27 protein-coding genes (1 of these 27 only partly in view) are annotated in these 13,495 nt (G+C 42.8%); all 27 read left to right on the top strand.

What is annotated here, in order from left to right; translation table 11 throughout:
* Positions 1-2: 2 nt before the first annotated feature.
* Tightly spaced (at most 24 nt apart), the 27 genes in view from rplD to rplQ form a layout consistent with a single transcriptional unit that may run on beyond the window.
* Positions 3-653, top strand: a complete 651-nt coding sequence (rplD, locus tag NM125_RS04875; RefSeq protein WP_255133404.1) for a 50S ribosomal protein L4 — start codon at positions 3-5, stop codon at positions 651-653.
* A complete protein-coding gene (gene rplW / locus NM125_RS04870) occupies positions 650-937 on the top strand; it encodes a 50S ribosomal protein L23 (protein WP_255133402.1) in 288 nt (95 codons plus the stop codon). The genes rplD and rplW overlap by 4 nt, the downstream gene beginning before the upstream one ends.
* Positions 938-950: 13 nt before the next feature.
* A complete protein-coding gene (rplB, locus tag NM125_RS04865; protein WP_255133400.1) occupies positions 951-1,784 on the top strand; it encodes a 50S ribosomal protein L2 in 834 nt (277 codons plus the stop codon).
* An 11-nt stretch (positions 1,785-1,795) separates the two neighbouring features.
* Entirely contained in the window at positions 1,796-2,068 is a 273-nt protein-coding gene (gene rpsS / locus NM125_RS04860; protein ID WP_255133399.1) for a 30S ribosomal protein S19, read from the top strand.
* A gap of 18 nt (positions 2,069-2,086) precedes the next feature.
* Positions 2,087-2,464, top strand: a complete 378-nt coding sequence (rplV, locus tag NM125_RS04855; RefSeq protein WP_255133397.1) for a 50S ribosomal protein L22 — start codon at positions 2,087-2,089, stop codon at positions 2,462-2,464.
* Between the two features lie 12 nt (positions 2,465-2,476).
* On the top strand, positions 2,477-3,232 hold the full coding sequence (rpsC, locus tag NM125_RS04850; RefSeq protein WP_255133395.1) for a 30S ribosomal protein S3: 756 nt from the start codon (positions 2,477-2,479) through the stop codon (positions 3,230-3,232).
* A gap of 9 nt (positions 3,233-3,241) precedes the next feature.
* Positions 3,242-3,664, top strand: a complete 423-nt coding sequence (rplP, locus tag NM125_RS04845; protein ID WP_255133393.1) for a 50S ribosomal protein L16 — start codon at positions 3,242-3,244, stop codon at positions 3,662-3,664.
* Between the two features lies 1 nt (position 3,665).
* On the top strand, positions 3,666-3,863 hold the full coding sequence (gene rpmC, locus NM125_RS04840) for a 50S ribosomal protein L29 (RefSeq protein WP_255133391.1): 198 nt from the start codon (positions 3,666-3,668) through the stop codon (positions 3,861-3,863).
* Positions 3,864-3,879: 16 nt separating this feature from the next.
* Positions 3,880-4,143, top strand: a complete 264-nt coding sequence (gene rpsQ / locus NM125_RS04835; protein ID WP_255133390.1) for a 30S ribosomal protein S17 — start codon at positions 3,880-3,882, stop codon at positions 4,141-4,143.
* 24 nt (positions 4,144-4,167) lie between these two features.
* On the top strand, positions 4,168-4,536 hold the full coding sequence (rplN, locus tag NM125_RS04830) for a 50S ribosomal protein L14 (protein ID WP_255133388.1): 369 nt from the start codon (positions 4,168-4,170) through the stop codon (positions 4,534-4,536).
* Between the two features lie 15 nt (positions 4,537-4,551).
* On the top strand, positions 4,552-4,905 hold the full coding sequence (gene rplX, locus NM125_RS04825) for a 50S ribosomal protein L24 (protein WP_255133386.1): 354 nt from the start codon (positions 4,552-4,554) through the stop codon (positions 4,903-4,905).
* A gap of 15 nt (positions 4,906-4,920) precedes the next feature.
* Positions 4,921-5,472: a 50S ribosomal protein L5 gene (rplE, locus tag NM125_RS04820; protein WP_255133384.1), complete on the top strand. Its 552-nt coding sequence runs from the start codon at positions 4,921-4,923 to the stop codon at positions 5,470-5,472.
* Between the two features lie 13 nt (positions 5,473-5,485).
* Entirely contained in the window at positions 5,486-5,755 is a 270-nt protein-coding gene (gene rpsN, locus NM125_RS04815; protein ID WP_255133382.1) for a 30S ribosomal protein S14, read from the top strand.
* Positions 5,756-5,772: 17 nt separating this feature from the next.
* Positions 5,773-6,165 carry a 30S ribosomal protein S8 gene (gene rpsH, locus NM125_RS04810; protein ID WP_255133380.1) on the top strand — a complete coding sequence of 131 codons (393 nt, stop codon included), beginning with the start codon at positions 5,773-5,775 and terminating at the stop codon, positions 6,163-6,165.
* Between the two features lie 17 nt (positions 6,166-6,182).
* Complete coding sequence (gene rplF, locus NM125_RS04805) at positions 6,183-6,737, top strand: 50S ribosomal protein L6 (protein WP_255133379.1); 555 nt, start codon at positions 6,183-6,185, stop codon at positions 6,735-6,737.
* A gap of 11 nt (positions 6,738-6,748) precedes the next feature.
* A complete protein-coding gene (rplR, locus tag NM125_RS04800) occupies positions 6,749-7,087 on the top strand; it encodes a 50S ribosomal protein L18 (protein WP_255133377.1) in 339 nt (112 codons plus the stop codon).
* A 17-nt stretch (positions 7,088-7,104) separates the two neighbouring features.
* Positions 7,105-7,629, top strand: coding sequence for a 30S ribosomal protein S5 (gene rpsE, locus NM125_RS04795; RefSeq protein ID WP_255133375.1), 525 nt, complete (start codon positions 7,105-7,107; stop codon positions 7,627-7,629).
* 18 nt (positions 7,630-7,647) lie between these two features.
* On the top strand, positions 7,648-8,097 hold the full coding sequence (gene rplO / locus NM125_RS04790) for a 50S ribosomal protein L15 (RefSeq protein WP_255133373.1): 450 nt from the start codon (positions 7,648-7,650) through the stop codon (positions 8,095-8,097).
* 21 nt (positions 8,098-8,118) lie between these two features.
* Positions 8,119-9,432: a preprotein translocase subunit SecY gene (gene secY / locus NM125_RS04785; protein ID WP_255133371.1), complete on the top strand. Its 1,314-nt coding sequence runs from the start codon at positions 8,119-8,121 to the stop codon at positions 9,430-9,432.
* Positions 9,433-10,245, top strand: a complete 813-nt coding sequence (gene map, locus NM125_RS04780; RefSeq protein ID WP_255133369.1) for a type I methionyl aminopeptidase — start codon at positions 9,433-9,435, stop codon at positions 10,243-10,245.
* A complete protein-coding gene (gene infA, locus NM125_RS04775) occupies positions 10,238-10,456 on the top strand; it encodes a translation initiation factor IF-1 (protein WP_020404818.1) in 219 nt (72 codons plus the stop codon). Before map ends, infA begins: the two co-directional genes overlap by 8 nt.
* A 10-nt stretch (positions 10,457-10,466) precedes the next feature.
* Positions 10,467-10,583: a 50S ribosomal protein L36 gene (gene rpmJ, locus NM125_RS04770; protein ID WP_071594720.1), complete on the top strand. Its 117-nt coding sequence runs from the start codon at positions 10,467-10,469 to the stop codon at positions 10,581-10,583.
* A gap of 20 nt (positions 10,584-10,603) precedes the next feature.
* Complete coding sequence (gene rpsM / locus NM125_RS04765; RefSeq protein ID WP_255133361.1) at positions 10,604-10,981, top strand: 30S ribosomal protein S13; 378 nt, start codon at positions 10,604-10,606, stop codon at positions 10,979-10,981.
* Between the two features lie 20 nt (positions 10,982-11,001).
* Positions 11,002-11,409 carry a 30S ribosomal protein S11 gene (rpsK, locus tag NM125_RS04760; RefSeq protein ID WP_255133359.1) on the top strand — a complete coding sequence of 136 codons (408 nt, stop codon included), beginning with the start codon at positions 11,002-11,004 and terminating at the stop codon, positions 11,407-11,409.
* A gap of 18 nt (positions 11,410-11,427) precedes the next feature.
* Positions 11,428-12,033, top strand: a complete 606-nt coding sequence (rpsD, locus tag NM125_RS04755) for a 30S ribosomal protein S4 (protein WP_255133357.1) — start codon at positions 11,428-11,430, stop codon at positions 12,031-12,033.
* A 23-nt stretch (positions 12,034-12,056) separates the two neighbouring features.
* Entirely contained in the window at positions 12,057-13,028 is a 972-nt protein-coding gene (locus tag NM125_RS04750) for a DNA-directed RNA polymerase subunit alpha (protein ID WP_255133355.1), read from the top strand.
* A gap of 18 nt (positions 13,029-13,046) precedes the next feature.
* Positions 13,047-13,495, top strand: the 5' portion of a protein-coding gene (gene rplQ, locus NM125_RS15955; RefSeq protein WP_349294165.1) for a 50S ribosomal protein L17. Its footprint extends 145 nt past the window's final position; 449 of the gene's 594 nt are visible here — the first part of the coding sequence; it begins with the start codon at positions 13,047-13,049; its stop codon lies beyond the right edge, outside the window.

The following is a 13,495-nucleotide window of genomic DNA, read 5'->3' as shown; positions in this document are numbered from 1 at the left end:
TCATGAAATTAGATATATATAAAATAGACGGAAAGAAAAGCAGCAAGAAGGCTGAGCTCAGTGATGCTATTTTTGCCATCGAGCCTAACGAAACAGTTCTTTATGAAGATGTTCGTCGGCACATGGCTAATAAGCGTCAGGGCACCGCAAAAACAAAAGAGCGAAGCGAAGTAACAGGTAGTACTAAGAAAATGTACCGCCAGAAAGGAACGGGTAATGCCCGTCGTGGCGACATTAAGTCTCCACTGCTTCGTAAAGGTGGTACTGTATTTGGACCGAAGCCTCGTGATTACGGCTTCAAAATGAATAAGAAAACTCGCCAACTGGCGCGTAAGTCTGCATTGTCGCTGAAAGCTGCTAACGAAGGAATTATTGTTGTACAGGATTTTTCATTTGATGAGCCGAAAACTTCTCAGGTAGCTGACATGTTGGCCGCTTTTGAAGTTGCCGGCAAAAAAGCCCTGATATTGACAAGCGAAACAGACATGATTGTTTACAAGTCTGCCCGCAACATCCCAGGCGTTCAGGTACTGGAAGGTTATAAGCCAAATACCTACCAAATTATGAATGCTGATGTGATTGTTATTCAGGAAAGCGCGGTTGCCAAACTTGAAAACAGTATTGAAGGAAAAACTGAAGAGGCTGCAGCATGAGTATTATCAAACGACCTGTAATTACAGAAAAGTTAAGTCGGCTTCAGGAAGCTGGAAAGTATACTTTTGAAGTTGCTACCAATGCAACTAAACCCGAGATCAAGCAAGCTGTGGAAGCTACTTATCCGGGAGTAAAAGTGGCTAAGGTAAACACCGCTATTATGCCTTCGAAACCGAAGGGACGATATACACGAAGCGGTTATCAGGGAGGCCGAACTAAGGTCTGGAAAAAAGCCATTGTAACGGTCAAAGAAGGCGAAATTGATTTCTTTGCTGAAATTTAAGGATTAGAGAATAATGCCTACTAAGAAATTAAAACCAATTACACCGGGAACTCGACACAGGATTGCTCCTGTATTCGACGAAATTACAACTGATAAGCCATTGAAGGCTTTATTAGCTGGAAAACATTCTTCTGGTGGACGAAACAGACACGGACGTATCACTTCTCGCCACAGAGGCGGAGGGCACAAGCGCCGATATCGTATCATCGATTTCAAGCGTAACAAACATGACGTGCCAGCTACAGTTCAAACTATTGAGTACGATCCAAACCGATCAGCTCGAATTGCTCTTGTAGCTTATGCCGATGGTGAGCGACGGTACATTCTTGCACCTAACAAATTGAAAGTTGGAGACACTATTGTAGCCGGCGATAATGCAGCTCCTGATTTAGGAAATGCGCTGCCAATGATGAAGATGCCTCCGGGTACTTTCATCCACAATATTGAGTTGAAGCCCGGACAGGGTGGTACTCTTTGCAGAAGTGCCGGTACAAGTGCACAGCTGCTGGGTAAGCAAGACCGTTATGTAAGTGTGAAACTTCCATCCGGAGAAGTTCGATTGATCCTGGGCAGTTGCTACGCAACCGTAGGAAACACCAGCAACCCGGATCATATGAATACGACAATTGCCAAAGCTGGTAGAAGCAGATGGAAAGGCAGAAGACCACAAACTCGTGGTGTTGCTATGAACCCTGTTGATCACCCAATGGGTGGTGGTGAAGGAAAAGCTTCAGGTGGACACCCGCGTTCACCATGGGGACAATCCGCCAAGGGTAAGAAGACAAGAAACAGAAACAAGTTGTCTTCTAAGTACATCGTAAGAAGAAGAAAAACCAAGAAAAAATAACTAAGTAACGTATGCCACGCTCACTGAAAAAAGGGCCTTTTGTTTACTACAAGCTTCAGCGTAAAATCGATGAAGCCAATGAAAGTGGAAGCAAGAAAGTGATCAAAACCTGGTCACGAAGTTCAATGGTCACTCCTGACTTTATGGGATTGACTCTTGCAGTCCACAACGGTAAGCAATTTATCCCTGTGTTTATAACTGAAAATATGGTAGGCCATAAGTTGGGTGAATTTGCACCAACACGAACATTCCGTGGCCATCCAGTGAAAAAAGCAGCTAAATAATTTAATCGGATTTAAGAGATGGATACTCCAGTTTTAGAAGCACGCGCAGTACAAAAGCATTTGAGGAGAGCTCCTCGCAAGGTTCGCCTTGTAGCGGATGCTGTTCGTGGTGAACAAGTAGACAAAGCGATTAAAAGACTCGAATTCACCAAAAAAGCATCTGCAGAAGATGTGATTAAAGTGATCAAGTCGGCAGCTGCAAATTTGAGAGACAAATTTCAGGAAGAGCGCTTTGACAATGAAGACCTTGTAATAAAGGAAATTTACGTTGATGAAGGCGTAACGCTGAAAAGAATTCAGCCGGCACCGATGGGTAGAGCTCATCGCATTAACAAACGCTCATGCCACATTACAGTAAAAGTGGCCAAGCGTGATCAAGAAAGTGTAAACGAATAAACGAACAATACCTTGGGACAGAAAACAAATCCAACTGGTTTTAGATTAGGCATTATTCGCGGATGGGATTCCAACTGGTTTTCTGAAGAGAACCAACCGGCTCTCATCGTTGAAGACGAAAAACTTCGCGAGTATTTGCACACAAGACTTCGTAATGGCGGTCTATCAAATGTTATTATTGAACGTACCCCAAAGCGAATTCTGTTAACGCTCCGCACAAGTCGCCCCGGTGTTATCATAGGTAAAGGCGGTGAGCAAATTGAATTGCTTCGTGAAGAGCTTAAGAAAATCACCAGTAAAGAAGTACAGATTAACGTAAGTGAAATCAAACGCCCTGAGCTGGATGCAAGTTTGGTTGCTCAGAATATTGCTCAGCAGCTGCAAGCTCGTGTTTCATTCCGTAGAGCAATGAAAACAGCTATTGCATCAGCAATGAGAATGGGTGCCAAAGGTATTAAAGTTCGCTGTGCCGGTCGACTTGGTGGTGCTGAAATGGCGCGAACCGAGCAGTACAAAGAAGGGCAGATTCCTCTGCATACTTTACGTGCCGACATTGATTACGCATCATCTACTTCGAACACCATTTATGGTTCTATCGGAGTTACCGTTTGGATTTTCAAAGGTGAAATTATTGGTGATGTTGATCTGACGCCGGGAACACAATCGCGTCAGGATTCTGACTCAGGCCGAGGTAAAGGCGGAGATGACAGAGGACGAAGAAGTCGCCGACGCAGCAGAAACAGAAATCGATCTAATAAAAACAGTTAATAAGAAACGATGTTAGAACCAAAACGAGTTCAGAGACGCCGTGTTCATCGCGATAAGCTGAAAGGCAACGCACAACGTGGCCACATTATTAACTTTGGTGATTTTGGACTGAAAGCTCTTGAGCCGAAGTTCATTACTTCACGCCAAATTGAAGCTTGCCGTATCGCAATTGCACGATCGTTGCAACGTGACGGGCAGACGTTCATCCGTATTTTCCCGGATCGTCCGATGACAAGCAAACCGGCTGAAACCCGTATGGGTAAAGGTAAAGGTGCTTTGGATCACTGGGTAGCGGTTGTAAAACCCGGACGTATTCTCTTTGAGATTGCCGGTGTAAACGAAGAACGCGCCAAAGAAGCTTTACGACGTGCTGCGCATAAGTTACCTATCAAAACCAAGTTCGTAGTCCGACGAGACTACCAGGGAGGATAAGATGAAAGCGCACGAATTAAGAGATTTGACACTTACTGAATTACAAGCTCGCTTGAAAGATGAGCGTGATGTACTACAAAACCTTCGTTTTTCGAAGTCAGTAACCGGACAGCTTGAAAATCCGGCCCGACTCCGAAATCACCGAAGAGAGGTTGCCAGATTGGAGACCATTATTAATGAAAAAAGTAGTGCTGAATAAGCAAAGGATTTAAACTATGGCACAAACAGAAAGAGCCCAAAGACGAGAACGAGTAGGACGTGTAGTTAGCAACAGCATGGACAAAAGTATCACTGTTGCAGTAGATCGTCAGGTAAAACATTCCATTTATGGAAAGTATATTACCAAAACGACGAAGTATATGGCGCACGACGAAAACAACGAAGCCAATGTAGGCGATACCGTGCAAATTATGTCTACACGACCACTATCAAAGCGTAAATCATGGCGATTGGTAGAAATCGTCGAAAAAGCTAAGTAACGAATAGAGCATTAGGAATTAGCGATGGTTCAAACTCAAACGACATTAAACGTAGCAGATAACAGCGGTGCCAGAAAGCTGATGTGTATTAAAGTGCTGGGAGATTCCCGACGCAGATATGCACGAGTAGGCGATTTGATCTCCGCATCTGTGAAAACAGCAATACCAGGTGGAAACGTCAAAAAAGGAGACGTTGTAAAAGCCGTTATTGTACGAACAAGAAAAGAATACCGCAGAAGGGATGGCAGTTACATCCGTTTTGATGAAAATGCTGCGGTTATCATTAACAAAGATCAAGAACCGGTAGGTACACGTATTTTTGGCCCTGTTGCCAGAGAGCTTCGTGAAAAAAGCTTCATGAGAATCGTGTCGCTTGCACCGGAAGTACTTTAAAAAAGGAATTAGAGTATGCCACGCAGGTTCAACAAACAAAAGAAATTACACGTTAAGAAAGGCGATGATGTTTTAGTAATCGCCGGTAACGACAAAGGAAAAAGAGGCCGTGTATTGATGGTATTCCCTAAAAAAGAGCGAGTGCTCGTAGAGGGAATCAATATGAAGACCCATCATGAAAAGCCAACCCAGGACAACCCACAAGGTGGACGTCTGAAGAAAGAGGGTTCCATTCACATTTCGAATGTAATGGTAATTGACCCTACTACTGACGAACCCACACGTGTTGGACGTAAACGAATTGAAGAAGACGGCAATGGCCGCTGGGTTCGTTACGCCAAAACAAGTGGCGAAATGCTGGACAAATAAAGCAGATAGATAGCAATGGCTGAAGCAAGATTATATACACTTTACAAAGATGAAATTCGCGACAAGTTGCGCGAAGAGTTTGAGTATGAAAACCCAATGGCCATACCCAAACTTCAAAAAATCGTAATTAACGTAGGCGTAGGTGACGCTATAACCGATAAAAAAGTTTTGGATACGGTTGTAGATAACGTAGCTGCGATAACCGGACAACAGCCGGTTACAACCAAAGCTAAAAAGTCTATTTCGAACTTTAAGCTTCGTGAAGGGATGCCAATTGGCTGTAAAGTTACCCTTCGCCAACGCATTATGTTCGAATTTCTGGACCGCCTCGTGAACCTGGCTCTGCCAAGAACACGTGACTTCCAGGGAGTTCCGGATAAAAGCTTTGACGGCCGTGGAAACTATACCCTCGGTATCAAAGAGCATACCATTTTCCCGGAAATAGACACCGATAAAGTTTCAAAAGTACATGGTATGGACGTTACTTTTGTTACTGATGCTCAAACAGACGAAGAAGCTTATGCTCTGCTTAAGCACTTTGGAATGCCATTTAAAACGAGAAACTAAGAGATATTCTATTATGGCTAAGAAAGCTTGGATAGCACGCAATAAAAAACGAAAAGAAACTGTAAAGAAGTACGCCGAAAAACGCCGCAAGCTGAAAGAAGCAGGCGACTATGAAGGCCTGCAAAAACTGCCTCGCGATGCCAGCCCTACCCGGGTTCGCAACCGATGCAGCATCACGGGCAGAAGCCGTGGTTATGTTGGTAAATATGGAATCTCACGGATCAAATTTCGTGAACTTGCCCTTGCAGGTAAGATTCCTGGCGTAAGAAAAGCAAGCTGGTAAATTTAACTAAGGAATCGATGACTGATCCTATTGCAGATTATTTAACACGAATCAGGAATGCCCAACAAGCCGGGCATCGCAGAGTAGATATCCCCGCTTCTAAATTGAAGCGAGCCATGACTAAAATCCTGGCCGACAAAGGGTATATCTCGAAATACATTGATATTGAAGACGGTAAGCAAGGTATTATCCGTTTGTTTCTGAAATATGACTCATACGGACACCCTGTAATCCGACAAATGAAAAGACTTTCAAAGCCCGGTTTACGAGTATATAAAGGTGGCGATGAAGTGCCACGCGCTCAAAACGGCCTGGGTATTGTGATTCTTTCAACATCAAAAGGTGTAATGACCGATAAAGAAGCTCGCAAGCTTAATGTAGGCGGCGAGATTTTGTGCACCATTTATTAATAAACAGTTTTTGAACTATGTCTCGAATTGGAAATTTACCGGTACCTATTTCTGATAAAGTTGAGTTCAGCATTAACGCTGATAACATCGCAACTTTTAAAGGAGAAAAAGGAACCAATACACTCCGAATTCACCCGGAAATTACGATTGAAAAGAATGAAAATGAGCTCCTGATTAAAAGAGCTACTGACCAGAAAGAGCACCGCGCTCTCCATGGCCTGTTTCGTTCGCTGGTGAATAATGCAGTGGTTGGTGTATCGGAAGGCTACACTAAAAAATTAGAAATCATTGGCGTTGGTTTCCGTGCCGCTATGAATGGCGACGTACTGGAGCTGAACCTGGGTTATTCTCACCCGATTTTCTTTGTACCACCGGAAGGAATTGATATGGAAGTGGATACCAAATCTGGTAAAAACCCCATCCTGGTTATCTCCGGAGTTGACAAAGAATTGGTAGGTCAGATTTCTGCTAAAATCAGATCATTCAGAAAGCCTGAGCCTTACAAAGGTAAAGGAATCAGATATCTGGGTGAGCAGGTTCGTCGTAAGGCCGGTAAATCAGCTGCTAAATAGAGGTTTGAATAATGGATAAAAGACAACAAAAGAAAATAGAGCGAAGAAGTAAGATCAGAAGACGTATCCGTTCTACCATAAAAGGTACAGCCGAGCGTCCAAGATTGAGCGTGTTCAAAAGTAACAAGTACACCTACCTGCAATTGGTTAACGATCTTGACGGTGTAACACTCGCAGCCTCAAAAGCTGAGACCGGTGTTGACAATGCAAAGGAAGCAGGATCTGAACTTGCAAAACTCGCTCAGGACAAAGGAATTAATAAAGTGGTATTTGACCGAAGCGGTTATAAATATCACGGCATCGTGAAGGCTGCTGCTGAAGGCGCCCGCGATGGTGGATTAGACTTTTAATTGAATTGGGATAAACAATGCCTAAAATAAGAAGAAAACAATCTATACCTGCTGCAAACCTGAACCTTGAAGAGAAACTGGTTCACGTTAACCGTGTAGCCAAAGTTGTGAAAGGTGGACGTCGTTTCAGCTTCAACGCAATTGTAGTAGTTGGAGACGGTAATGGTGTTTGTGGCCATGGTCTTGGAAAAGCAAATGAAGTTTCGGATGCTATCCAGAAAGGCTTTGATAATGCCAAGAAAAACCTGATCCGTGTACCTCTCACCAAAACGAAAAGTATTTACCATCCTATAGTTGGTAAAGCCGGTGCCGGAAAAGTGTTGTTACGTCCGGCCGCTGAAGGTACGGGTGTAATTGCAGGTGGCGCCGTTAAGTCTCTGCTTGACGTTGCAGGTGTACACAATATTTTATCTAAATCTCAGGGTTCTTCAAATCCCCATAATATGGTGAAGGCAGCTTTTACTGCTCTGAAAGAATTGACTGATCCTGTTGAAGTTGCACAGAGAAGAGACATTTCTCTGAACAAAGTATTTGAAGGATAATATTTAAAGAATTTGACGATGGACTTAAGCAATTTAAAAGCACCGATCCCAAATCAGAAAAACACCAAGCGTGTGGGACGTGGACAAGGTTCCGGACGTGGAGAGCAATCTGGTCGTGGACATAACGGACAGAAATCTCGTTCTGGTCACAAGCAACGTGCCTGGTTCGAAGGTGGTCAAATGCCCCTTCAGCGACGTTTGCCTAAATTTGGTTTCACTAACATAAACCGCACTGAATTTCGTGTAATTAACGTACACACTATCAGTGAGTTTATTGAAGCCGGAAAGCTGAACAAAACGATTACATTGGAAGAATTAATCAATTCCGGTTTGGCTAGCGAAGGAGAAAAAGTTAAACTTCTCGGACGTGGTGAACTAGAACATAAAATTGAAATTGAAGTACATGCCGCAAGTAAGTCTGCCAGTGAAAAGGTAGAAGCAGCTGGTGGATCATTAACTTTGGTGTAAAACTTATAGTGTAGACGGCGAATGAGTCTGATAGAAAACTTCCGCAACATATTTAAAATTGAAGATCTTAAGAATCGTATTCTATATACGGTTGGAATCTTAATGGTCTATCGGGTCGGTAGTTATATTACCCTGCCCGGTGTTGATGCTAACCAACTTATTGGCAGCAGTGGAAATGCCGCCAGTAGTTTGTTAGGCTTATTTGACCTATTTGTGGGAGGGGCTTTTTCAAGAGCCGGTGTATTTGCTCTTGGAATTATGCCTTACATCACCGCTGCCATTATCATTCAGTTGATGGGTGCTGTTGTTCCTTATTTCCAGAAGCTGCAACGCGAAGGAGAAGAAGGTCGACGTAAAATCACCCGACTAACCCGGTATGGTACAGTAGGTATTACCCTTGTTCAGGCTATTGGTTTTTCTATCAACCTGATGTCAACAGCTCCACAAGCCATTGTTGTAAACGAGTTTTTCTTTGTGATTACATCAATGATTGTATTGACGGCCGGTACGGTATTCGTAATGTGGCTGGGAGAGAGAATTAGTGAAAGAGGAATCGGTAACGGTATTTCTCTGATTATCATGATCGGTATTATTGCCGCACTTCCGGCAAACTTCTACAACGAAGTTACTACCAAAGCCAATGCAATCCTGGTAATTATTGAAGTTGCTGCACTGATATTGGTAATCGCAGCTGTTGTAATGCTGACTCAGGGAACCCGTAAAATTCCGGTTCAGTATGCGAAACGAGTAGTTGGCCGTAAAGTGTACGGTGGTACCACCCAGTACTTACCATTGCGGGTAAATGCTGCCGGTGTTATGCCGATTATCTTTGCGCAGTCTATCATGTTTATTCCAAGTACTATTGGTTCTTTCTTTCCGGAAAACCAAACTGTACAGTTTTTGACCCAGTGGTCGGTTGATTTTACAGGACTCACTTACTCGATTGTATTCTTTTTTGTATGTGTGTTCTTCACATTTTTCTATACCGCTATCGCCATCAATCCAAAGGAAATGGCTGATACCATGAAACGACAAGGCGGTTTTATTCCAGGCGTTCGTCCGGGTAAGCAAACCGTTGAGTTCATTGACAATATTTTGACTAAGATCACCCTTCCGGGTTCTTTGTTTCTATCGTTTGTAGCTATACTTCCCGCTATTGCAGTAGGGTTGTTTGGAGTTACACCTGGCTTTGCTCTCTTTTATGGAGGAACCAGTTTGTTAATTATCGTTGGGGTTGCTTTGGATACGCTCCAGCAAATTGAAAGTCACTTAATGATGCGTCATTACGATGGCTTTATGAAAACAGGTAGAATTAAAGGCCGACGAAGAGCGTAAATGATTTACCTGAAGAGTGAATCCGAAATTGAGAAGATGCGCGAAAGTGCATTAATCGTCTCAAGAACACTGGCTGAAGTTGGAAAACATATTGAGCCGGGCGTTACAACAGGAAAGCTCGACAGAATTGCTGAAGAATACATCGCCAAGGAAAATGGGCGACCTGCTTTTAAAGGGTATGGCCCAAAAGGAAGCGAATTTCCGGCAACACTGTGTATTTCGATTAATGAAGAAGTTGTTCACGGAATACCTGGTGACAGGGAATTAAAAGAAGGTGATATCGTTTCCGTTGACTGCGGTGTTGAAAAAAATGGTTACTTCGGTGATCATGCTTATACATTCGCAGTTGGTGAATGTGATGATGAAACTTTGAAATTATTGAGAACTACACTCGAATCTCTTTATAAAGGTATTGAGCAAGCCATTCATGGAAACAGGATGGGAGACTTGGCAAATGCCATTCAAACCCATTGTGAAAATGAAGGCTACGGAGTAGTCAGAGAATTAGTAGGGCACGGAATTGGAAAAGCAATGCATGAAGATCCATCCGTACCTAACTTTGGGAAAAAAGGTAAAGGCGAGCGACTCCGGTCAGGAATGACACTCGCTGTGGAACCGATGATTACCATGGGTTCTTGGAAAACAAAAACATTGAACGATGGCTGGACAGTAGTTACAGCCGACGGGAGTTTAGCCGCTCATTACGAACACGACATTGTAATTCGTGAAGACAAGGCTGAAATTCTCAGTACTTTTGATTATATTGCTGAGCTCTCGGATAAAAACGAAAATAACATATTGTATTATGGCTAAACAAGAGCCGATAAAACAAGATGGAGAAATAATAGAAGCATTACCTAACGCACAATTTCGCGTTGAGTTGGATAATGGGCATGAGATATTGGCTCACGTATCAGGTAAAATGCGAATGTATTACATTAAAATTCTCCCGGGAGATAGAGTGGCAGTAGAAATGTCGCCCTATGATTTATCTAAAGGAAGAATAACTTACAGATACAAATAAAGAGGTTGTCATGAAGACACGTTCATCAGTTAAGAAAAGAAGTTCAGACGACAAAATTGTACGACGTAAAGGCCGTCTTTACGTGATTAACAAGAAGAACCCACGCCATAAGCAGCGTCAGGGCTAATAGAATAACCGAGTATTTATATGGCACGTATTGCTGGAATAGATTTACCAAAACAGAAAAGAGGCATAATCAGCCTTACTTACATTTATGGAATCGGCCGCTCTAAAGCAGCTGAAATTCTTGAACGTTTAGACATCGATAAGGATGCCAAAGTTCAGGATTGGACAGATGAGCAAGTAAGTGCACTTCGTACATTAATTGACGAGGAGTACAAAGTTGAAGGTGCGCTTCGCAGCGAAGTAAATGGCGATATTCGTCGACTTATTGAAATTGGTAGCTACCGGGGTGTTCGTCACCGTCGGGGCCTGCCGGTAAGGGGCCAGCGTACGCAAACTAACGCCCGTACTCGAAAAGGTAAGAAGAAAACGGTTGCCGGTAAGAAGAAGGTTGCCAAATAATATTGAAATTGAGATAACCCATGGCTAAAAACAAACCAAAAGCATCTTTAGCTGCAAAGCGTAAAAAGAAAAAACAACTTAGCGATCCTAACGGAATGGCTTTTGTTAAAGCTACTTTCAATAATGTGATCGTAACCATAACCGACGCTGATGGTAACGTAGTTTCGTGGTCATCTGCCGGAAAAGAAGGGTTTAAGGGTTCCAGAAAAAATACCCCTTATGCCGCTCAGTTAAGTGCTGAAACAGCTGCTAAGACCGCACATGAAATGGGTCTGCGCAAAGTGGAAGTATTTGTAAAAGGACCTGGTTCAGGTCGAGAAGCTGCGGTTCGAGGAATGGCAAGTTCCGGATTGGAAGTTACTTCCATCAAAGACCGCACACCGCTTCCACACAATGGATGCCGGCCACCAAAACGAAGAAGAGTTTAATAGTAAGAAGACTGTATAATGGCAAGATATAGAGGACCAAAACAAAAGAAAGCCAGACGATTCAAAGAACCAATCTTTGGACCAAGTAAAGCTTTAGAGCGTAAACCATACGGACCGGGTGAGCATGGTCGTTCCAGATTTAACAGAAAGTCTGAGTACGCCATCCAGCTTGAAGAGAAGCAGAAAGCAAAATACACCTATGGGTTGCTGGAAAAGCAATTCCGTAACTTATTTAAAGCTGCTTCAGCTCAAGATGGTGTTGCTGGTGAAAACTTGCTTCAGGCACTTGAAAGCCGATTGGATAACACCGTTTTCCGAATGGGCTTTGCAAGAACAAGACGTCAGGCTCGCCAGTTGGTGACGCATAAGCATGTAGTGGTTAATGGTGGAGTTGTAAATATTCCATCTTACCAGATGAGTCCGGGTGATGTAGTTTCTATTCGACCAAAGTCTAGAAACCTCGAAATTATTGAAGACGCACTGGACGGATCCTCAAGAAACAAGTACAAATGGGTTGAAACAGATCCAAAGTCAAGATCAGGTAAGATGCTTTATGTTCCTACAATGGAAGAGATACCTGAGAATATTAATGTTCAGCTTATTGTTGAGCTTTACTCTAAGTAATTTTAAAAATTTTAAGATCTATTATGAGCAACTATAGCATTCAAATGCCTGAACCTCTCGACGTTGTTGAAGACAATGACAATTTTGGTACATTTGTTCTTCAGCCACTTGAAAGAGGATTCGGAGTAACGATTGGAAACTCATTCCGACGAGTTCTGCTCTCATCACTTCCGGGAATAGCGATTACTGCCGTTAAGATTAACGGTGTTGATCATGAATATTCCAGCATCAAGGGAGTTAAAGAAGATGTATATGAGATCATACTTAACTTCAAAGAAGTTCGCTTCAAGCAAGTTGAGCAAAGCTCCGGTGTTATTCATATTTCTAAAAGTGGTCAGGGCGAATTAACAGCCAAAGACATTGATGATGCTACTGCTGAATATGATGTACTAAATCCTGACTTGGTGATTGCAAATCTTGCAGATGATGCTGAGTTGGAGATTGAACTGAAAATAGGTCGTGGCCGTGGATATGTTCCGGCTGAAGAAATGTCGGTAGAAGATGAGGATGTAAATCTAATTCCTATCGATGCCATCTTTACACCTATCAAGTCAGTTAAGTACAATGTTGAAAACGTTCGTGTAGGCCAGCGTACCGACTATGAAAAGTTGGTAATGGATATCGAAACGGACGGATCAGTTAATGCTAAAGAAGCACTTACCATCGCAGGTAAGATTCTTAAAGAGCATATTGAGAAATTTATCACAGAAGAAATTGAAGAGCCATTCACCCAGGAAGAGGAAGAGGTTGATGCTGAGAAGCAACGCGTGGCTAATTTGTTGAGAACAAGTATTGAAGATCTCAACCTAAGTGTGCGTGCATACAACTGTCTCAAATCTGCGAATATCAATACTATTGGAGAATTGGTATCACGAGATGAGCAGGATCTTCTTAAATTCAGAAACTTCGGTAAAAAATCACTCAGTGAATTAGTAGAAGTGATTGAAGAGAAGAATCTTGAATTTGGAATGGACGTATCTAAATATTTAGACTAAGCAGAAAGGAATTAAATTATGCGTCACGGAGTAAAAGGTAGAAAATTAAGCAGGACTTCTGCTCACAGAAAAAACACCATGCAATCTCTTGCAATGGCGTTGATCAAAGAGCACAGAATTACAACCACTCTTGCTAAGGCAAAAGAACTACGTGGATTTGTAGAGCCTTTAATTACCAGGGCTAAAGAAGATACTCATCATAACAGAAGACAGGTTTTTTCTTCCCTTCAGAACAAGGAAGCGGTAACCACTCTGTTCACTGAGGTAGGTCCTAAATGTAAGGATCGTCCCGGTGGCTACACTCGCGTAATTAAAGCAGGTTTCCGAAAAGGAGACGGTGCTGAAATCGCTGTAATAGAGTTGGTAGATTACAATGATATCAAACCTGAAGGCAGTTCAACAGCTTCATCTGGTAAGAAGAGAACTCGCCGGGCTGGTAAAAGTAATACCCCAACATCTTCTGAGTC

Source organism: Gracilimonas sediminicola (assembly GCF_024320785.1).
Classification (GTDB): domain Bacteria; phylum Bacteroidota; class Rhodothermia; order Balneolales; family Balneolaceae; genus Gracilimonas; species Gracilimonas sediminicola.
The sequence above is the reverse complement of the archived record's forward strand: the minus strand, read 5'-3'. Positions and strand labels throughout refer to the sequence as shown.